Source organism: Cytophaga sp. (assembly GCF_051961495.1).
In the GTDB taxonomy this organism is placed as follows: Bacteria; Bacteroidota; Bacteroidia; order Cytophagales; family Cytophagaceae; genus Cytophaga.
Window position 1 is genome coordinate 22,589 of sequence record NZ_JBQCDF010000188.1, and the last position, 18,316, is coordinate 40,904.

21 protein-coding genes are annotated in these 18,316 nt (G+C 40.1%); 7 read left to right on the forward strand and 14 right to left on the reverse strand.

Translation table 11 applies throughout. The features are described 5' to 3' along the window. Positions 1–21: 21 nt before the first annotated feature. On the forward strand, positions 22–600 hold the full coding sequence (locus tag ACTHJT_RS10135) for an NUDIX domain-containing protein (protein ID WP_440237905.1): 579 nt from the start codon (positions 22–24) through the stop codon (positions 598–600). A gap of 54 nt (positions 601–654) precedes the next feature. Here the strand turns inward: ACTHJT_RS10135 and ACTHJT_RS10140 are convergent, their stop codons facing one another. The 3 genes from ACTHJT_RS10140 to ACTHJT_RS10150 all read right to left on the reverse strand — a co-directional run bounded on the left by ACTHJT_RS10140 (position 655) and on the right by ACTHJT_RS10150 (position 2,021). Next, positions 655–1,062, reverse strand: a complete 408-nt coding sequence (locus ACTHJT_RS10140) for an energy transducer TonB (protein WP_440237906.1) — start codon at positions 1,060–1,062, stop codon at positions 655–657. 29 nt (positions 1,063–1,091) lie between these two features. Next, positions 1,092–1,442 carry an energy transducer TonB gene (locus ACTHJT_RS10145; RefSeq protein WP_440237907.1) on the reverse strand — a complete coding sequence of 117 codons (351 nt, stop codon included), beginning with the start codon at positions 1,440–1,442 and terminating at the stop codon, positions 1,092–1,094. Positions 1,443–1,553: 111 nt separating this feature from the next. Then, positions 1,554–2,021, reverse strand: a complete 468-nt coding sequence (locus ACTHJT_RS10150) for an energy transducer TonB (RefSeq protein ID WP_440237908.1) — start codon at positions 2,019–2,021, stop codon at positions 1,554–1,556. 164 nt (positions 2,022–2,185) lie between these two features. Here ACTHJT_RS10150 and ACTHJT_RS10155 point away from each other — a divergent pair, with 164 nt between their 5' ends. Further along, complete coding sequence (locus ACTHJT_RS10155; protein WP_440237909.1) at positions 2,186–3,052, forward strand: hypothetical protein; 867 nt, start codon at positions 2,186–2,188, stop codon at positions 3,050–3,052. A gap of 126 nt (positions 3,053–3,178) precedes the next feature. Then, entirely contained in the window at positions 3,179–3,658 is a 480-nt protein-coding gene (locus ACTHJT_RS10160; RefSeq protein ID WP_440237910.1) for a hypothetical protein, read from the forward strand. 101 nt (positions 3,659–3,759) lie between these two features. Here ACTHJT_RS10160 and ACTHJT_RS10165 read toward each other — a convergent pair whose 3' ends face one another. Then, positions 3,760–4,554, reverse strand: a complete 795-nt coding sequence (locus ACTHJT_RS10165) for a hypothetical protein (RefSeq protein ID WP_440237911.1) — start codon at positions 4,552–4,554, stop codon at positions 3,760–3,762. Positions 4,555–4,860: 306 nt separating this feature from the next. Here ACTHJT_RS10165 and ACTHJT_RS10170 point away from each other — a divergent pair, with 306 nt between their 5' ends. Next, positions 4,861–6,207 carry an ATP-binding protein gene (locus ACTHJT_RS10170; RefSeq protein ID WP_440237912.1) on the forward strand — a complete coding sequence of 449 codons (1,347 nt, stop codon included), beginning with the start codon at positions 4,861–4,863 and terminating at the stop codon, positions 6,205–6,207. Positions 6,208–6,232: 25 nt separating this feature from the next. Here the strand turns inward: ACTHJT_RS10170 and ric are convergent, their stop codons facing one another. The 7 genes from ric to ACTHJT_RS10205 all read right to left on the reverse strand — a co-directional run bounded on the left by ric (position 6,233) and on the right by ACTHJT_RS10205 (position 9,891). Then, positions 6,233–6,958, reverse strand: a complete 726-nt coding sequence (gene ric / locus ACTHJT_RS10175; protein ID WP_440237913.1) for an iron-sulfur cluster repair di-iron protein — start codon at positions 6,956–6,958, stop codon at positions 6,233–6,235. A gap of 46 nt (positions 6,959–7,004) precedes the next feature. Further along, positions 7,005–7,463 carry a hypothetical protein gene (locus ACTHJT_RS10180; RefSeq protein ID WP_440237914.1) on the reverse strand — a complete coding sequence of 153 codons (459 nt, stop codon included), beginning with the start codon at positions 7,461–7,463 and terminating at the stop codon, positions 7,005–7,007. Between the two features lie 33 nt (positions 7,464–7,496). Then, positions 7,497–7,889: a group III truncated hemoglobin gene (locus ACTHJT_RS10185; RefSeq protein ID WP_440237915.1), complete on the reverse strand. Its 393-nt coding sequence runs from the start codon at positions 7,887–7,889 to the stop codon at positions 7,497–7,499. A gap of 239 nt (positions 7,890–8,128) precedes the next feature. Next, a complete protein-coding gene (locus ACTHJT_RS10190) occupies positions 8,129–8,353 on the reverse strand; it encodes an RrF2 family transcriptional regulator (protein ID WP_440237916.1) in 225 nt (74 codons plus the stop codon). 195 nt (positions 8,354–8,548) lie between these two features. Then, complete coding sequence (locus ACTHJT_RS10195; RefSeq protein ID WP_440237917.1) at positions 8,549–8,980, reverse strand: RDD family protein; 432 nt, start codon at positions 8,978–8,980, stop codon at positions 8,549–8,551. Positions 8,981–9,028: 48 nt separating this feature from the next. Next, positions 9,029–9,439: a hypothetical protein gene (locus tag ACTHJT_RS10200; RefSeq protein ID WP_440237918.1), complete on the reverse strand. Its 411-nt coding sequence runs from the start codon at positions 9,437–9,439 to the stop codon at positions 9,029–9,031. 17 nt (positions 9,440–9,456) lie between these two features. After that, positions 9,457–9,891, reverse strand: a complete 435-nt coding sequence (locus tag ACTHJT_RS10205) for a c-type cytochrome (RefSeq protein WP_440237919.1) — start codon at positions 9,889–9,891, stop codon at positions 9,457–9,459. Between the two features lie 141 nt (positions 9,892–10,032). On the opposite strand from ACTHJT_RS10205, the gene ACTHJT_RS10210 reads away from it, so the two are divergent. After that, on the forward strand, positions 10,033–11,064 hold the full coding sequence (locus ACTHJT_RS10210) for an LLM class flavin-dependent oxidoreductase (protein ID WP_440237920.1): 1,032 nt from the start codon (positions 10,033–10,035) through the stop codon (positions 11,062–11,064). A 54-nt stretch (positions 11,065–11,118) separates the two neighbouring features. Here ACTHJT_RS10210 and pta read toward each other — a convergent pair whose 3' ends face one another. Together pta and ACTHJT_RS10220 are read right to left on the reverse strand one after the other, a co-directional pair. Next, a complete protein-coding gene (pta, locus tag ACTHJT_RS10215; RefSeq protein ID WP_440237921.1) occupies positions 11,119–13,221 on the reverse strand; it encodes a phosphate acetyltransferase in 2,103 nt (700 codons plus the stop codon). 1 nt (position 13,222) lies between these two features. After that, positions 13,223–14,419: an acetate/propionate family kinase gene (locus ACTHJT_RS10220; protein ID WP_440237922.1), complete on the reverse strand. Its 1,197-nt coding sequence runs from the start codon at positions 14,417–14,419 to the stop codon at positions 13,223–13,225. Positions 14,420–14,667: 248 nt separating this feature from the next. On the opposite strand from ACTHJT_RS10220, the gene ACTHJT_RS10225 reads away from it, so the two are divergent. Continuing rightward, entirely contained in the window at positions 14,668–15,111 is a 444-nt protein-coding gene (locus tag ACTHJT_RS10225; protein ID WP_440237923.1) for an SMI1/KNR4 family protein, read from the forward strand. 12 nt (positions 15,112–15,123) lie between these two features. On the opposite strand, the gene ACTHJT_RS10230 is transcribed toward ACTHJT_RS10225, so the two are convergent. Further along, entirely contained in the window at positions 15,124–17,670 is a 2,547-nt protein-coding gene (locus ACTHJT_RS10230; RefSeq protein ID WP_440237924.1) for a CHAT domain-containing protein, read from the reverse strand. Positions 17,671–17,913: 243 nt separating this feature from the next. Here ACTHJT_RS10230 and ACTHJT_RS10235 point away from each other — a divergent pair, with 243 nt between their 5' ends. Next, positions 17,914–18,285, forward strand: coding sequence for a hypothetical protein (locus tag ACTHJT_RS10235; protein WP_440237925.1), 372 nt, complete (start codon positions 17,914–17,916; stop codon positions 18,283–18,285). Positions 18,286–18,316 lie beyond the last annotated feature (31 nt).

An 18,316-nucleotide genomic window follows, 5' to 3' on the forward strand; every position in this document is an offset into this window, starting at 1 on the left:
TGAAGAATAATATAAAAGTACATGAACGAGTCTGCACATATTGTCGATACAAGGATTTTATCAAACAATCGGTATCCGTTAAAAGAAGTTACTGTAAATTACACAGGAGCAAACGGAGAGAAGCTTACAACCAAACGGGAAGTGTATGAGCGCGGCGATGCCGCCGCCGCAGTCCTGTATAATAAAGAAAAAGGAACAGTTCTTTTGTTGAGCCAGTTTCGTTTGCCGACTTTTCTGAATGGAAATGCTTCAGGCATGCTAAAAGAAGTTTGTGCAGGCATGCTGGATGGCGATACACCCGAGGTTTGTGTGCGCCGTGAAATTATGGAAGAGACTGGTTATACAGTAAAAGATATACAATCCGCAGGAGAGATTTATGTGTCGCCGGCGGGATGTACAGAGCGTATTTTTTTATTTGCGGTTCCTTATACGGCTGATATGAAAACAAATGCCGGTGGTGGTTTGCAGGAAGAACAGGAGTTTATTGATATAGAAGAAGTATTGTTTGAAGAAGCACTGCAAATGATTAAGAACGGTAAAATCCGTGATGCAAAAACCATGGCGCTGTTGTATTACCTGCGTGTACATGGATTAATGTAAATAACAGATTATTTCTTAAAAGAGCAGGCCAAACATATTGTTTGGCCTGCTCTTTTAAGAAAATGTAATTCGCATTGTTCTTTTTGCCCGGGTGGCTTTTCCGTTAAGGGTGCCTGGTGACCATCTTGATTTTTTTACAGCATCTATAACTGACTGGTCAATGGTTGGGTTAATCCCTTTGCCTGGTACTATGGAAGCTGTTGAAACACTACTGTCCGTTTCGATAGTAAATTGAATAAATACATTTCCTTTTACAGCAGATTTTTTTAGTTGAGGCGTATTTTCCTTCACATATGAAACAACATATTGAACAAACTTAACATCATCGCCACCTGAAAAAACAGGCATCGTTGAAACAACGACGTAGCCACCATCACTTTCTCCATGAGATGAATCTGTCTGGGCTTGTATATCCAGGCAAAGCAGGCATGTTGTCAGTAACAGAAAGAGAGAAAATTTCATATGAACTATGATTATTAAAATTATTAAAATTAATAAAATTTGAATCTGTTTATTTTTTTATATCGTACAGGTGTTCCATAATTGGATGCAGGTTTCCACTTTGATTTTTTAACAGCTTCAATTGCTGCTTGATCATAAGCAGGATTTATGCCTTCACCAGGCATTATAGAAGCAGTTGAAACACTGCCATCTTTTTCAATAACATATTGTACAAACAGAACTCCTGTTACAGTAGCCGCTGAATCATTTTGTGGGGCTGCATTTTTTTTTACATATGATGTAACATATTCTATGAATTTAGATTCGCCACCATCGATATATTCTGCTGCAACTTGAACATAAACATATGGTTCATCATTCTGGTTGAAAGATTTTTCCATAAAAGGTCCTTCATCATAAAGTCCGGATGAATCTTTCGTAACCTGTCCCTGTACGCTCAAGCAAAGTAGGGTTGATGTTATAAATAATAAAAACTTCATTTAATTTAAATTTTAATAAAATCTGAATTTGCTCATTTTTCTATATCGAACCGACATCCCGTTTCTGGATGCGGGTTTCCATTGTGTTTTTTTAATAGCGTCTATTGCCGCTTGATCATAAGCAGGGTTTATGCCTTTGCCGGAATAAATAGAAACATCTGAAACACTGCCATCTTTTTCTATAACAAATTGTATAAACATATTTCCCGTAACAGCAACTGTTGAATCTTTCGGGTGGACTGCATGTTTATGTACATAAGAAGTAACATACTGTATAAATGCCCCTTCACCGCCGTCTTTGTATTCCGGAAGTACATCAACCATTACATAGATTTCCCCATCATTTGGGGTAGGCTCTTCTATAGGTTCTTCGATCAGTTCGCTTTTTTCATTAGCTTTTGGGGGAGCCGGATTAACCTGGCTTTTTGCCTGCAAACAAAACAGCAGACTTGTTGCAAGTAGAAAAACAGAAAATTTCATTTTGTCCATAGATTTAGAATAAGTCAATATACCATTTTTTGAATATTTTATCAGGCCAGCTTCAGTATCTTTTTCAGGTACCTGTATTATGTTTTAAACAAGGGTATTAACAGATAGCTTTGTTTTAAAATGACAGTATCTCTCACTCAAAACAAATGCCAATTATGAAAAAGCAGGCAATTATCTTCATAATATTTTGTATTACCGTATTATTGTCATCATACAGAAACAGCGTATTATCAGTAGACCTGGTACAAGCCATTCAGGAGAAAAAAGTTCGGGTGGATATTACTTCTACCGGGGGTTATTCCGGAAAATGCATTTCCATGAAAATTGAAAACCTGAGCAATATTCCTATGTATGTAGGTATAACACCCGGTACACTTTTTATCCCCGGGGATGAAGGCGAACAGACCCTGGTTACGATACAAAGCAATGTAATTGTTTTGCAGAAAGCAGAAAGTAAGACCGTACTGGTTTCAGGCTATTGTACTGAACTGAGCGACCGCTGTCCGGCATCAACAACAACTTTTACAGCTGCTAAAAGCAGTAACATCGCTCTGGCAGATCTTGCCCGGTTAATGGCACCTTATACAAATCTGGAAGATGGATTTGTGCAGCAAGCTGTTTGGTGTATCACCGATAGTCAGAGCGTATCGAATGTATCAGGTAGTAATGTTACAGCTTCAAAAGCAGTACGCGAATATCTTTTTAAACAAACCGGACAAACAGATACCTGGTATCAAACCAGGCGAATACCGGAAATGACGGCTGACAGAAATATTGTCAATACTGCGGCAGAGGTTAAAGGGAAGATTGAATTTAAAGCAACAAAAACAGTGGAGTTGCAAAGTGTTGTAGAAAATGAAGCCGGTGAAGTGGTATGGACGTATCCTTACAAAACATCGTTACCGGCAGGAGATATTGTTTTTGATTTTGGTTTGAAAGTAAGAAACTGGAAAAAGGGAAACTACTACATCATCTATACCTGCGAAGGGAAGGAACTGGTGAATCAGAAGTTTACGATTTAATTCGTATAACCCCAGTGTTTATTTTGTAACACAAACGCAGTATCCTGTAACATAACAGAAAGCAAATCTTCAGAAATTCAGATCTAATAAATCAGAGTATTATTTTACCAGTTAATCCGGATTTCTATGAAAGTAATTAGCATTATATTCCTGCTATGTACAAGTATTTGCGTCGCATATGCGCAGACAAATAACAATCCTTTACCAGGTACTACTACTCCGGGAACCACTACGCCAAATCCGTTTCCATCCATCACGCCAAATAACAATGGTGTTCCTAACAATAGCGGAACACCTGATAACAATGGTTCTATAGATATTCCCAATAGTGTTGTGCCCAATAATAGTATTCCCAATAACAGCGGGGTGCCGGATAACAGCACTATTCCAAACAGCCTTAATCCGAATAATAACACAAATAACCAACCAGATAATCTTCAACCAGGTACTACACCTCCTTCTTATACGCCGGATCCCAATTCAGATTTGAATAAACCCGGAGACAAAAAATCACCGACGAATACCAATCCGGTAACGCCTATGAGTCCGTCGCCCGGGAATCCGATACCAGCAGATCCTAACAGCGAACAGTTATTGATCAAATAAATTATTTAGATCTGCCGGACACCTTAGACTGTGGCACAAAGACCATTTTATTTATCATGGGTTATGTCTTTTATATGATTTGGCACACAGATCATGTAGTATTATAAGTAAATCCCCAAACCTACAGCTACAAATCTGTATGAAGGCGAGGCGATCCGCATATGCTGATAGCCTGCGGAAATATAAAAGTTTTTGATGTGATACTTACCCTGCAACTCAAAGGTGTTTACCGGGTTTGCATTGATACCACTCCATTTTACCGAGGCATAGAGGCTGATGGGTTTTGTAACAAAGATTTCTGTATTAAAACCGAATGCAAAGCCGCCTTTCTTAACATCATTGGCTATATAATTGGCTCCCAAGGTAAAGCCCAGATTGAACCGTTCATAACGCAGCCGGTCATAACAAAAATCCAGATTGTAGAGCAGTAAATTATCATACTTGTCAAGTGTATAATCGTATTGAAACAGCTGAAACATTTCTGTTTGAAAATAAAAATATTCGAACGGACGAAATTTTGCTTTCAGGTGATTCCCATGCAAATCTTTGTTGCCGTAGAGGAAGTGATCTTCAATATCCATCCGGAATCCCTTGTGTGCGTTAGAATCCGCGCGTGTATAATTCCCGTCTATGGCACTGCGGTAAGGGTACTTACTTACACGGTTGTGCAGATGATCTTCCGTATTGTAATTGCCAACCATACCTTTAATAAGATAAACAAAAAGATTGCCTGCAATTGAGCTGGTTATTTCGTTTTCGAGATCTTTTCCGGTACGATATGCAGATTTGGGAGCCGTATATTCCTGCTGGGGAGTGTTGATGTTTTGTTCTTTGTTCAACTCTCTTTTAGAAGTATTGAGATCTGTTTGCCCAAAAACATTTTCTATATTGAGCAAAATAAAAAAAAGAAAAATATACCTCTTCAGTGGATCGGTTTTATCGCTCCCGTAGTTAAAAAAAGAAATGGTGGCCAAAAACATAACAACAAAACTAATAATTATCCTGTAAATATACAGATTGCATTTTTCCGGTAAATATTTTGTTTGTCCTGAAAGCAGGAAATTATTTTTACAACGCAGCAATAGGTTCTTTCGTATCGGAAGCGGCTTTTTGAAAGAAATTATTTCTATTTTTTTACTTATCTCGAAATAAATTCAGAGATTGTAACATATACTATTTCCTGGCTTTTATTTTTTTACAGCATGGCATATGAATATTATTCCGATGAGCAGATCAGGCTTATTTTAAAACAATTGACAGAAGGCGCAGATGCACATGAATTGTGTCGTAAATATAAAGTCAGCTTAGATACGCTTTACAAGTGGAAGGCACGGCTTGGCAGTACAGAGGATTTGCTGGAACGTTTGAAAGAACTGGAGGAAGAAAATTACATACTCAAGAATATGCTTTCGGATATACGTATTCAAAGGTATACAAATAATGCCAGTGAGATGGACCGGATATACCGGATACTTGCATCCAATATTCCCGGCACGGCTATTACCATTCTCGACCGCCAGGAACGCTATCTGCTGGCTGAAGGTGATTTTTTAACGACCATGGGCTATACCAAGGAAACCATGCCCGGTAAAAAGATTTCCGATATCATTACGCCTGAAAATTATCATAACTATTATGAAGAGATCATTAAGCGGGCATTTGCAGGCGAAACTATTTTGACAGACCGGCAAACATTGTCCGGTTATTATTCTCTGATGAAAGTAGTTCCGCTGCGTGATGGTAAAGGAGAAATTTTTGCCATTATGTTTGTACTGATTGATATTACTGCTCTTAAAGAAGCGCAGAATGATCTGGCACAAATAAACGAAAAGCTGGAAAGTATTGTACATGAGCGTACTGAGTTATTGAAAGAAGCAAACCGACAGCTAGAGGCTTTTACCTATTCAGTCTCACACGATTTAAAAGCTCCGTTGCGAAGGATCTCGGGATTCTCAAAAATACTGCTGCAGGATTATGCAGGCATCGGTGATGATGAGTGTAAACGTCTCATGAACCGGATCGCGATCAATGCTTCTGCCATGGAACAGCTGATTGATGACCTGCTGGACTTTTCAAAATTTCAACGCAAAGATTTGTCTAAGTCATCGATCGGAATGGATGCCATGGTGAAAAGTGTGTTGCAGGAACTTACCTCCGCAGAACTTGGCCGGACATTCGATATTCACTTAAATCCGCTTGAACCGGTTTTCGGAGATATAAGCATGATCCGTCAGGTATGGATCAACCTGCTTTCGAACGCAGTGAAATATACCCGCAAAAAGGAAATTGCAAAAATTGATATCGGCTGTACAAAAACAGAAAAGGAAGTGCGCTTCGCTGTAACAGATAATGGTGCTGGTTTTGATATGCAGTATGCGGATAAGATCTTCGGTGTGTTCCAGCGGTTGCATAATGCCGCTGATTTTGAAGGTACCGGTGTTGGACTGGCATTAACAAAAAGCATTATCGAACGCCATGGCGGTACCATCTGGTTTGAATCAGAAGTTGATAAAGGAACAACTTTTTATTTTACGCTTCCTGTTGAATAATTTTTTGCGGCAATCTCTTTTACTGTTATCTCATAACGAGGCTTTCATTTTCAATAGCCTTAGGAAATAATATATTATTCTCCAGATGGATGTGCAGATGTAAATCTTCCTCAAATTGTTTTAATATCGAAAAGGTAATTTTATATGTATTGCAGGCATCTGACGGAGGCGTGTACTGATTGGTTAGTGCTGCTATGCTTCTGAAATAATCGCCTTCTGCATTGTGCTCATACTTCATCATGGTAATGGGATTTTCTACAGATCCGAAAGGTGCGGCATGTAGTGGTGTATGGTGCTCTATAGATTCAGAAATACGTTTGATATAAGGAAATAATATCAGCTCTTCTTTTTTCATATGCATGGTTAATTCATCGGCTGCACGCTCAAAAATATCACGAACTTCAAAAAGCTCCGGGTGGCGGGAACCATGTACGTCACAGAGTTTAGATAAATATTTTTTCAGGACTGGTACGGTTTCTTCAACATAGGTATGGTGTTTTATCTGTATATAATCTGCCAGGAAGCCGGATGGCCATGACTGATAATTCAACGTGGGTTTTGCTGTAGCCTGTAATATGGTATCAAGCTCCTGAATAAGACTTGTACTGTTTAGCTCTTTCTCTTTGCACACTTCGCCTAGTGTTCGTTGGCCGTTGCAGCAAAAATCAATAGCGTATTTTCTGAATACTTCTGCCGTCTGAAAATTAATACCGGTAATTTCTCCAACCGGTGTATCAGTTGTTATCTTCATAGTGTTATTTTTTTAACCAATGTGATTTCGTTAAACGTGACAGCATTTATGGTATGCCCGCATCCTTGAAAAGCTTAAATCCAAAGATGCATAAGCTCACAATCTTGACTACCTCTGCAGCGACATAATAAAAATGCACACCTGAAGGTTCGACAAAACGACCTGCGATAATCGCATCAGCCCGGGCAGTCAGTTGCGGCAAGAACCAGGTGGATTGAATCATTAGTATTACAAGCGGAATAAGGATAATGTAATTGGATCTTTCAATCGATTGCCAGGAGAAATTTTTTGTAAAAAGCATGTTGAATAAAATAGATGCAGCCAATGCCCATTCAATTTTATTCAATGCGTTAAAAACTAATTTTCCAATACCAAGTCCCAATGCCAGTGTAATTCCCGGTGCGCGGAATTTTAGCCAAGCTTCCAGAAAACTGATGGCACATACACAACCGATCCATAAATAGGTTGAAATGACTACGGTTGGGCTATCGACAAATGCTTTCATAGGTGTAGTTTGGTAAGCGTTTTTTTTAGAATTTTATAGAATAGGTTTTGAAGGATTGTTCCTGTAGAATGCAATTTTGTAATGGAACATCTCTGCCATTTTCTCTGCGCGCCATTTGGCATCGGCAGCCTTGGTACCAGCGAAATATTTATCAACGGTTTGGTTGAACAATTGAATCCATCGATCGAAATGTTCTTTCGTAACGGGCAACTGCGCATGCGGCACAAATGGACTGCCATGATAGGTATGTTCTTCGAGCAGTACGGTTTGCCAGAAACGGTAAAGCTTTTCAAGATGCTCTGGCCAGTGGTCTTTTATAACACCATTGAATATTGGTCCTAGCAGTGGATCAACTTTCGCCTTTTCATAAAAATGATCGACCAGTATTTTTATATCGTCCAGTATTGCTATTTCTTTTTGTTCCATATTGTACAAGATAATATGCCAGAGAAATTTTTATCTTTTCAGAAATGTCAAACCATTTTTCTGGGTGAGTGATAATTCATAAATGCTCATATTTTCAAGCATGGTTCTTAATTCGTTGCGAATCGTTTTAAATTTTTCGTGTACCGGACAAGGTTGTTTTTCCGAACAGGCTTTTAAACCCAGGCCGCAGCCGTTATAAATACCAGCACCATCAATGGCAGAAACAATCGCACTTAATTTTATTTTTTCATTTGTTTCAGATCCATTTCAAATCCGCCCTGCGGACCTTTACTCGAATCTATGAGATTGTTTCTGGAAAGAACCTGCAGAATTTTTGCTGTAAATGCTTCCGGTGAATCTATCTGCGCGGCTATCTCTTTTAAACTGCTGCGCTTCCCGGCTTGTGACTGTGCAGCAATGTGGATGATGGACCGGATTCCGTATTTGCAGGCTTTGGAAAACATAATTGTTGGTTTATAAACCAAAGGTATAGGATTCTATTTCGGATATTATTGTCCGAAATTAAGGTGAATGATGATTTTTGTCATTATTTGGCGATCAATAAAAAAAGCAACACTTCTTATGAAGTGTTGCTCAAATGGTATCGATCATTTTGCTGAATTAAAAATGATCTAGTCAAGGTAGTATTTTTTTAAATTTTAATCTTCTGCGTATAATATAACCGTTCCGGATGCCAGGTCATGTATAGCACGGCGTCTGGGATTTTTGTTTATAGTAAAAAAGGAGAACCAACTCAGTAAGGTTTTAAATATTAATCGAACATATGCCTGGGCAATGTTGATTCGTCTATCATGTGCATTCTGTTTTCTTACACGTATTCCCATGATATAATTTCCCAGTGTACATCCGAATGTTTGCGCTACTGGTTCGTATACATAGAATAAACTAAGCAAGAGTGTTGCTCTCAGCCAATCCGGAACTTCATCAAAATTGTCCAGTAGCATTCCTGTTATTGAAAATAAAAAAAGAATCAGTATAAAATCGATAAAGGTCGATTTTATACGTTCAGTAAGAGAAGGATATATAATTGTTTTTTCGGTTGCTGTTTGCGGCGTGCTGAATTCTTCCATGATTGTTAGTTTGTTTTTTAATTTTGGGGAATAAATGATGTAATAGAATTACCTATGACTCTTATATTTATTTAAAAGTGTCAGGATCTCGTAAGGAGATTTGTCAAGGCCAGAGAGGTTTCGTTCTGCCGTTTGTTCTTTTGATATTACAGTAAGGATTTTATCCGTACCTTTTTCTGCAATGTGATATGCAATAATATCTTTCCAGGGTAAAATAACACCTCGCCGTGGTGTATCCATCTGCAAGGAATCTTCTGTTAAAACAATCAGCGGCATTTTGTAACTATGTGTGGAAAAGAAAGCAAATGAGGATACTCCGATGAGATGTATCGGAATGAGTATTGCAAGCATCGCATCAGAAAAATAAGCAGGGATCCCTGCAGCAATCAGCAAAGCTGTCATACCACCTACATAAAGGCGCTGCGTTTTTTTAGTATAGTGAATTGTTGTTGTCTGCATGCGTATAATGAGATGTACTACAAATCGGACAATTCAATATAGACTAAAATAGAATCAATGTCCGCAGTACTCAATGTTTTAAATGACATCATTTCGAACTTATTATATTTCATGTATAAATTAACAGCTGCTGTATCTCTTTTTTTAATCATGGCCTGTGGATCCTCTATAAATGCATAAAGCCATTCTTTTGATCTGCGTTTCGTTACACCGGATAATGCAGGACCTACAGCATCCTGATGAATTCTATGACAGGATTTACAATTATCTTTAAACAGACGTTCACCTGCAATATGGTTTTCGCCGTTTGCACGAAGGGCATTACCGCAATAAAATATTTCCGGCTCTTTTGGTTGGAGTTGGTCCGGATATATTAGCAGCATGGTTATGATCACGCTAAGCAGTACAACGATACTTAAAAACAGGATTTGAAGCTTATGAAAGAATTTCATGATAGTAGCCGAAAGATACAGAATAAATAGAAAAATTTTCTGATTGGCTGAGGTTGTTTCATAAAAAGATTTTAGCCGGTCTTTGTAGGTTTGTATAAACTAAAAAATCCATATCTTTAATAAAATTAAAAGATACATAGTATGGAATTAGGCATAGGCATGTTTGGCGATAATCATTACGATCTGCAGGGTAATCCGATGGATTCGGGCGGACGTTTGCGTGAACTGATCGAAGAGATCAAACTCATGGATGAAGTTGGGCTTGACTTTTTCGGGATCGGTGAACACCATCGTCCAGACTATGCTGTCTCAGTACCAGAGATCGTATTGGCTGCTGCTGCAACTGTAACGAAAAAAATAAAACTGGGCAGTGCTGTTACGGTATTGAGTTCTTCTGATCCTGTACGCATTTACCAGAGCTTTGCAACGATTGACCAGATCAGTAACGGGCGCGCGGAAATTACTGCCGGGCGTGGTAGCTTTATTGAATCTTTTCCGGTCTATGGCTATGACCTGAAAGATTACAACAATCTGTTTGAAGAAAAACTGGATCTGCTGGTGAAAATAAATCAGGAGAATCCCATCACCTGGAAAGGGAAGCTGCGTGCCGCACTCGATAAACAGGAGGTTCTGCCACGTGCTGTAAATGATAAGCTGAAAGTCTGGGTAGCGGTTGGCGGCACACCCGAATCAGTGGTACGTGCCGGTAAACTCGGACTACCGGTTATCTTCGCTATCATTGGTGGTAATCCTGCACAGTTCCAACCGTTGTTTAATTATTACCAGGAAATATACCAGCATTTCAAACACGATATGAATGCGTATGAAGTAGGTGTACATATGCATTGTTTTTTCGGTGAGGATAGTAAAAAAACAGCCGACGAATATTACCCTGTGTATTCTTCACAAATGAACCGCATTGGCCGTACACGCGGCTGGCAGCCCTACAGCAGAAATCAGTATGATTACGGTCGCGGCAACAACGGACACCTGATCATTGGTGATGCGAATGAAGCTGTAGATAAAATACTGGAGATGCACGAACTGTTCGGACTTACACGTTTCTCTGCACATATGGATGTGGGCGGACCTTCACACGCCTCACTTATGAAATCAATTGAAATCTTTGGAACGCAGATCGCCCCTAAAGTACGTGCGGCAATCAAAAAATAATAATAAGGACTACGTTCCTTGTATCTTATAAATGCAAGGAACGTAGTTGTTTTTTTACAGAGGCTTAGCGCTATCATTCGCTGCTGCCTGAATAGCTGTCAGCGCAATGGTATAGACAATATCATCTACCAGCGCACCTCTGGATAAATCATTTACCGGTTTCTTTAATCCCTGCAGCATCGGGCCCACGCTGATCACGTTGGCACTGCGCTGCACGGCTTTATATGTGGTGTTTCCTGTATTGAGGTCCGGGAAAATAAATACATTCGCCCTGCCTGCAACCGGACTATCCGGAGATTTTTGCAAGCTAACGCTGGCAACGGTAGCTGCATCATATTGCATGGGTCCGTCGATAATCAGATCTGGTCTTCTTTCTTTAACGATGCGTGTGGCTTCTTTCACTTTTTCTACATCTTCGCCCATGCCTGAAGCTCCGGTAGAATAGGAGATCATGGCAATTCTTGGCTCGATCCCAAATGCGAGCGCTGAATCAGCGCTTTGAATGGCAATGTCGGCAAGCTGTTCAACATTGGGATTCGGGTTAACGGCACAATCACCATATACATATACCTGATCCGGCATCAGCATAAAAAATACAGAAGATACAATGGTTGAGCCCGGTGCTGTTTTGATCAACTGCAACGCCGGCCGAATGGTATTCGCTGTTGTGTGAATGGCTCCGGAAACCAACCCGTCTACCTCATTCTGCACAATCATCATGGTGCCTAATACTACTTTATCTTCTAATTGTTTTTCTGCCTGCACTGCTGTTAACCCTTTGCTTTTACGAAGTTCTACCATAGGTTCCACATAACGATGGCGGATCTTACCTGCATCCATAATCTGCAGATCCGCAGGCAGTGTTACACCTTGGGCAAGCGCTACTTCTGCTATGCGTTCAGGATTTCCCAATAAGATACAATGTGCGATCTTTTTCTCATGGCAGATGGCAGCAGCTTTAATGGTACGGGGTTCTTCACCTTCAGGCAATACAATGGTTTTATTTGCTTTGCGAGCACCCTGGATGAGCTGATAGCGGAACGCTGCCGGTGGCATGCGTTTTTCAGACGGCTGGCCTAGTTTTATTTTTAATACATCTCCATTCAGGTATTCGGCTACATGGTCCACCACTTTGGTAATACGTTCGGTATCATCCATCGGGATGTGGTTATCCATTTTATCAATCAGTCCGCTGGTCTCGTAAGTTGTAAGCGGAGACAACAATACCGGGATCTTATGTGTAAGAACCGGTGAACATAATTCCTGGATAGAAGGCTTCGGTTCAAAATTATTTGTAAGCAGCAGGCCCGCAATCGGAATTCCTTTGAGCACGGCAAGTGAAGTTGCCAATAAAATATCATCGCGGTCGCCGGGAGTAATAACAAGCGCGCCAGGGCGCAGTCGGTCAGCAACAAATTCCACAGAGCGGGCTGCGACCATAAAACTTTTGACACGTGATATATTAATATTGGCATCAGACAATACCCGACACTGAAGATGTGCAGCAATATCGGATACACGAGGTTCCATTAAGGAAGGCTCATAAGGGATCGCACCGATAAAAGGTAATTGTTTCGCGGCAATCGTTGGACTGAAGGATGCAATTTGCTGATGCAATTGTTCTGCATCTTCCCCGTTCTGAACCTTTGTTAATACATAGCCAACAAAAGAGGTATGATCTGTACCACCGAATTGCTGCAGCGTTATTTCAATCTGTTCTGCAATTTCTGCAGGTGGGCGTTTATCAACCGGAGCTACCAAAACAACATCGGTACGTAGGTTGCGTGCAATTTCATCGTTAAGGGATGCCAGCAGAGGTTTGTCCGGATCCTGGGAAAGACCTTCTACGATGGTCACATCATAGGCATCTGAAGTAATGGATAACAAGGTTACAATTTCTTCCAGCAGCTGATTCAGTTGTCCGGAACCTACCATTTTTTCTACATAGCTTACAGCGATGGGTTTGGGAATCGCAAGATGGAATAAAGCTTCTGCAAAATGTATAGAACGTTCGCTGTCGTTTACAGGCCAGGCGTCAGCTACAGGTTTCGCAAAGCCAACTTTGATTCCTGAACGTTCAAAGGCTCTTACCATGCCCAAAGAGACTGATGTTAAGCCAGCGTTAGGTCCGACTGGTGCAAGATAAAACGTACGCATGTTATTGTTGGTTGTTTAAAGTGATGCAAGCTGCAGTATCCATGGCAATCATCCGTTCTTCGTTTGTACTGATTACGAGTGCGGGAATACTTGTTTCTGTTGTAATAATTCCTTGCTGGCCTCCGACAGCTTGCTTGTTATGTTCTTCATGAATATTGTATCCCAGTACCCGCAAGCGGTTGATCGTTTTTGAGCGGATGATGGCGGCGTTTTCACCAATACCTCCGGTGAAGATCAGTGCGTCTGTTCTGGGTAAAGATGTTGTTAGAGCTCCAATGTACTTTGCCAGGCGATGCACAAATATTTCGATCGCCAATGCAGCACCTGTATGGCCTTGATCTGCTGCTTCCTGCAGTTCACGCATATCCGGTGATAATTCAGATATACCAAGCAATCCACTTTTTTTATTGAAAATGGTTATTACTTCATCTGCACTTATATTCAATGCCCCGGCAAGATAAGGGATTACCGCCGGATCAATATCACCCGTGCGTGTACCCATGACCAATCCTTCAAGCGGTGTAAAGCCCATACTGGTGTCGATACTTTTTCCATTCAGTACTGCTGCAACACTTGCTCCATTGCCAAGATGAGCAGTGATGAACGCACTATCAGCAAGGTCTTTATTGAGGAATGAAGCGGCTTGCTGAGAAACATATCTGTGGCTCGTGCCATGGAAGCCGTAGCGTCTGACACCATGCTTCTTATAATATTCCATAGGAAGCGCATATAAGTAGGCATGTTCCGGCAAGGTCTGATGAAAGGCTGTATCAAATACGGCAACCTGCGGAAGATCAGGTGCAAATAAGCGGGCGGCATGAATGCCTTCAAGATGTGCAGGATTATGCAACGGTGCAAACGGAATACATTGCTCAATCGCTTTGATGACATTATCATCAATCAATACAGCTGTTTTAAAAAATTCTCCGCCATGCACCACGCGGTGGCCGATGGCTGCAATATCTGTACTCAAGCCCGCTTGCTCAATAGCAGATAGAATATATTTCATCGCTGCCTGGTGCGTGCCGGGATCCAACGGAATTATTTCTTTTGTGCCTGTTTTTTTTATAATGAGAAATGTATCTGCAAGTCCAATCTTTTCCGCAATTCCGGAAAGGAGTAGTGTTTGCGTGGCATGATCGATAAGCGAAAATTTGAGAGAAGAACTTCCGCTGTTAATGACAAGTATAGATGGCATAAAATATTTAAAATCTCCAGCCTAAGGTAATAAGTATAAGCGAAAAATCAAGATGGTTGGTAACGATATATATATCAAAGCAATAGTAGCATAATATGTAGTATACAATAGCGTTTAAGTATGAGAATTAGTTTTTTTGACTGTTTTACCGGATATTGAAAATTATTTCTGATAAGATTCCGGAGCGTATGAACGGAAATAATTCAACTAGAGATGATTGATTTTCCAGGCAGCAGAACTTAAGTTAGATGAAATTCCTGTCGTTTTTAAATGCATATGAATCACAGATCGGAACATCTCGGGGTGTCAGTTCTTCAGTGATTGTTGAGATTGAAAAGGAATTTCATGTAAAGTTGCCAGCTGCATATAAGGAGTACCTTTCACACTATGGCGCTGTATGCGGGAGCTTATTGCAAAGTTATTACATGACTTATCCGGTGCTAAAGGAGAACCGGAGCGATGCAATCGAAATGATCAATTTTGATGACCGGAAATCAGAAGCGGATAAACCTGTTTTGAAAGACAGTTATTTCTTTTTCGGTCAGTGGCAAGGGTATATATATTACTTTTTTGATTGTGCGGATGAGGATGAAAATCCTGTGGTATATATATTGAATGATGGTTTACAAATTGAAAAATATAAAAACAGCTTTACGGAATTCCTGTATGATGGAGTAAAGCAATGGGTATAAAAATAATAACCCTTATTGTTCCAGCAATACAAACGCACCCCAGTAATACGGATAAACATACTGCTCTTTTATTTTTTGTTGTGCAAATAAATAAGCTTCCGTACATGATTTCGTTTCCAGCAGATTCGAATAAAAGTGAATCATCCATCGGGCTGTAACAGCATCGTCGATTTTCCATAGCGATACCAATACATTTTTTGTCCCGGCAACCAATAAACCTCTTTGCAGGCCAACCAAACCTTCCTGACTATCCATCATGCCCAGGCCGCTCTGGCAAGCTGATAAGACAACAAGATCTGTTGCACTCAGATTTAACTGCGCGATTTCATATGCTGTCAAAATACCATCATCGTCCGCTGTTGAATCTACATCAAGCGGATCGCAGACACCGCTGAGCACTAAGCCGGAATGGATCATGGACTCTACATAATCATCTTCGGGGTTTATTTCCAGATACCCGTGTGTGGCGATATGTACCAATGAATAGGCAGCTGTGTCATTTTTAATGATGGCTTCACTAGCCATCGCTTCACCGTAACGAACGGTTTTGAGCGCTTGGTTTCTGAACAGATTCTCAATCGAATCCACTTCTGTTTTTGTACCAGGCAGATCAGAATAATCACAAGCGTCTATGGTAGAACTATAGAGCGGATGGTATATAAAAGCTGTTTTATTGAGCGTGATTGTTTTACTACGTTGTTTGTGTGAAAGAATGCTTTCGGCTTTATTCAGGTAAATAATAGTGATACTTGTGCTGTCTGCCAAAAGTGTATGAATGTTCATGCATTCATAAATACCATCGCGAACCAGATAGAGGGTATGAATAGCTGAATGTGCAGATATAAAATCAGCAATTGGTTTCCAGTAAAGGTTATAACTCTTTACATCTTGAAGTTTGAACTTGATGTTATTTCTATAGTAGGCATATGCCTTGTCTTCTAATACACTTGCTTCGGGAAGCCATATTTGATATGGCGTTTTGATTCCCTGCAGATAAACTAATGCCAGATATTTTCCGGAGGTTTGAATAGGCTTAATGATTTCAATGATGCATTCAGTACTGTTTAATGCATTAGTAACATCTTTTACAGAATATTTTTTTCGGTTTTCGATGGCATAGATGCTGGTAAGTTCTTTTTCGATGTGTGCAGCCCGATCGGTCAGATCATTTAACTCATCAGATGTGTGCAGGTCTTCTTTGGTTTTCAATAAAGAAATTTCAGCAATTTCATCTTTAAGTTCTTTTAATTCTCTCACCAGTTTAAGTTGACTGGTATCAGATATGTTTTCCCAAAGGCGGTGCTGGCGTTGTGTTTCCTCGAGTATAAGCTCCGACAGGTACCAGCGGTTCTCAATCCATTGGTTAAATAAACTACTATTGGCAGCTGTATGTTTTTGTGGTTTACTGTTCATGTCAAATACAAACGCTGTGAATTCTTTCCAGTAAGTATTGCTGGCTTTTAAGTACTGAATTTTTTCTTCTTCACCGAGATATTTAAAATACGCATCGATTTCTTCCTGCCGGGTTTTTAAAATGAAATCATATAAAGATTTTGCGTGTTTATTTTTACCTGATATGTGATTTGCTTTTGCAAGCAATACATAACTATGCATGGTATTGGCGGCGTGTTTTCCGATAAGCTGCTCTTTAATGGCAATCGATTTGTGGCAGTAGTTGATGCACTCAGCATATTTCCCGGAAGCAAAATATACATTCGCGATTGTATGCAGCGAGGCGGCATAAGATAAAGTATGCGTGCCACTGGTGGCGGCTTTCCGCGCAAGTACCTCCTGCAGGATTGTCAGGGCTTCCGCATAATTATTCTGCTGCCGGTATAATTCGGCTAAATTATTCCATGCCAGTAACGTACTTGGATGGTCCGGGCCATAGAGTTTGGTTTTGATTTTTATTGATGTTGTATACAAACTATCTGCCCTGGTATAATCCTTCTGTTTCATGTATACACCCGCCAGGTTATTCAAGCTGATCGTTATGGACGGATCTTCCGGATTCAGGCAGCTTTGTTTCAATTGCAGACTTTCTGAAAGATAATTGATGGAACGATCATATTGGCCGAGTCTTTTATAGATAACCCCCAGATCGTTTAATGTGACAGCTTTTAATGCGCAGTTTGTGTTGGAAGAATTTTCCTGCATGTTGAGGAGATTGAGAAGAATGGTTTCTGCTTCATTGTAGTCCCCAAGGCGCTTGTGCAAGGCTGCTATTTTTTGTTTGCAGATGATATAATTATCGGAAGTATCTTTTAGCGCGCGCTCTGCCATGTGCAGCAGCGAAGAGGCTTGTTTATACGCTGCATTTTCCAGGGCGCAGATACCCATCTGCAACAAACAATTGTTATAGAATTCAGATCCTTTAACGTTCGTATTTTTCAGGCATGTTGAAAAGCCTTTGTAGGCGTCTGCATAATTTCCTTTAGTGTATAAAGCCATTGCCTGATTGAAGCAAACGCTGTCTTGTGCCTGTATTGTTTGGAAAGACAGGTTGGTAAGAATAATAATCAGAAAAAATTTGTAAAGTAAAGCAAAAGAAAATTTCATGCAGGGGTATATATGAATCTTTCAACAAGATAGCAAAAAGGCATGAGTTTATTATATGCATTTTGATAACAGCCGTCATGTAAGACTTGCTGATTGAGTGGAAAGTAGAATAGTGAAATTGTAAAACAGAAATACAAAATTGTGTAATAAAAAGTATGACAGATCTTTACAATTTGCTTATGCATTGAAGGAGAACGCCTTCATGTATTAACAATTATTACAACCAAGCTAAACAGTATACACATGAAAACACTTATTCTAGCATTCTTTTTATCTGCCGGCATTGCAGGTGCACATGCACAAACAAACAATAATACAGGTACTACACCAAGCCAGACAACGCCTTCTGTAAAGCCGGGCAGCAGCTCACCAACAAATCCTAATGACAAAGGAACAAATAATGGTGTAGATAAAAATGGCCAGTACAATGGCGGTTCGCAGAGTCCAAATTCAGGTTCCCGGATAACTCCTGATAGTACACAATCGCCAAACAGAAGCAACTCTTCCGGGAAACCAACAACACCAGGCAGTTCAACCACACCGGATAATAAAAAGTCAACGACTCCGGGAAATACAACTCCGGCGAATCCGAATAGCAAGCCAATGGTTAAATAAATACAGGTAGTATATTTCGCATGCACTGGCA

What these genes read in the sequence shown, in the direction of transcription:
- ACTHJT_RS10135 (WP_440237905.1), top strand. Translation starts at nt 22, where the DNA reads ATGAACGAGTCTGCACATATTGTCGATACAAGGATTTTATCAAACAAT.
- ACTHJT_RS10140 (WP_440237906.1), bottom strand. Translation starts at nt 1,062, where the DNA reads ATGAAATTTTCTCTCTTTCTGTTACTGACAACATGCCTGCTTTGCCTG.
- ACTHJT_RS10145 (WP_440237907.1), bottom strand. Translation starts at nt 1,442, where the DNA reads ATGGAAAAATCTTTCAACCAGAATGATGAACCATATGTTTATGTTCAA.
- ACTHJT_RS10150 (WP_440237908.1), bottom strand. Translation starts at nt 2,021, where the DNA reads ATGAAATTTTCTGTTTTTCTACTTGCAACAAGTCTGCTGTTTTGTTTG.
- ACTHJT_RS10155 (WP_440237909.1), top strand. Translation starts at nt 2,186, where the DNA reads ATGAAAAAGCAGGCAATTATCTTCATAATATTTTGTATTACCGTATTA.
- ACTHJT_RS10160 (WP_440237910.1), top strand. Translation starts at nt 3,179, where the DNA reads ATGAAAGTAATTAGCATTATATTCCTGCTATGTACAAGTATTTGCGTC.
- ACTHJT_RS10170 (WP_440237912.1), top strand. Translation starts at nt 4,861, where the DNA reads ATGGCATATGAATATTATTCCGATGAGCAGATCAGGCTTATTTTAAAA.
- ric (WP_440237913.1), bottom strand. Translation starts at nt 6,958, where the DNA reads ATGAAGATAACAACTGATACACCGGTTGGAGAAATTACCGGTATTAAT.
- ACTHJT_RS10180 (WP_440237914.1), bottom strand. Translation starts at nt 7,463, where the DNA reads ATGAAAGCATTTGTCGATAGCCCAACCGTAGTCATTTCAACCTATTTA.
- ACTHJT_RS10185 (WP_440237915.1), bottom strand. Translation starts at nt 7,889, where the DNA reads ATGGAACAAAAAGAAATAGCAATACTGGACGATATAAAAATACTGGTC.
- ACTHJT_RS10190 (WP_440237916.1), bottom strand. Translation starts at nt 8,353, where the DNA reads ATGTTTTCCAAAGCCTGCAAATACGGAATCCGGTCCATCATCCACATT.
- ACTHJT_RS10195 (WP_440237917.1), bottom strand. Translation starts at nt 8,980, where the DNA reads ATGGAAGAATTCAGCACGCCGCAAACAGCAACCGAAAAAACAATTATA.
- ACTHJT_RS10200 (WP_440237918.1), bottom strand. Translation starts at nt 9,439, where the DNA reads ATGCAGACAACAACAATTCACTATACTAAAAAAACGCAGCGCCTTTAT.
- ACTHJT_RS10205 (WP_440237919.1), bottom strand. Translation starts at nt 9,891, where the DNA reads ATGAAATTCTTTCATAAGCTTCAAATCCTGTTTTTAAGTATCGTTGTA.
- ACTHJT_RS10210 (WP_440237920.1), top strand. Translation starts at nt 10,033, where the DNA reads ATGGAATTAGGCATAGGCATGTTTGGCGATAATCATTACGATCTGCAG.
- pta (WP_440237921.1), bottom strand. Translation starts at nt 13,221, where the DNA reads ATGCGTACGTTTTATCTTGCACCAGTCGGACCTAACGCTGGCTTAACA.
- ACTHJT_RS10220 (WP_440237922.1), bottom strand. Translation starts at nt 14,419, where the DNA reads ATGCCATCTATACTTGTCATTAACAGCGGAAGTTCTTCTCTCAAATTT.
- ACTHJT_RS10225 (WP_440237923.1), top strand. Translation starts at nt 14,668, where the DNA reads ATGAAATTCCTGTCGTTTTTAAATGCATATGAATCACAGATCGGAACA.
- ACTHJT_RS10230 (WP_440237924.1), bottom strand. Translation starts at nt 17,670, where the DNA reads ATGAAATTTTCTTTTGCTTTACTTTACAAATTTTTTCTGATTATTATT.
- ACTHJT_RS10235 (WP_440237925.1), top strand. Translation starts at nt 17,914, where the DNA reads ATGAAAACACTTATTCTAGCATTCTTTTTATCTGCCGGCATTGCAGGT.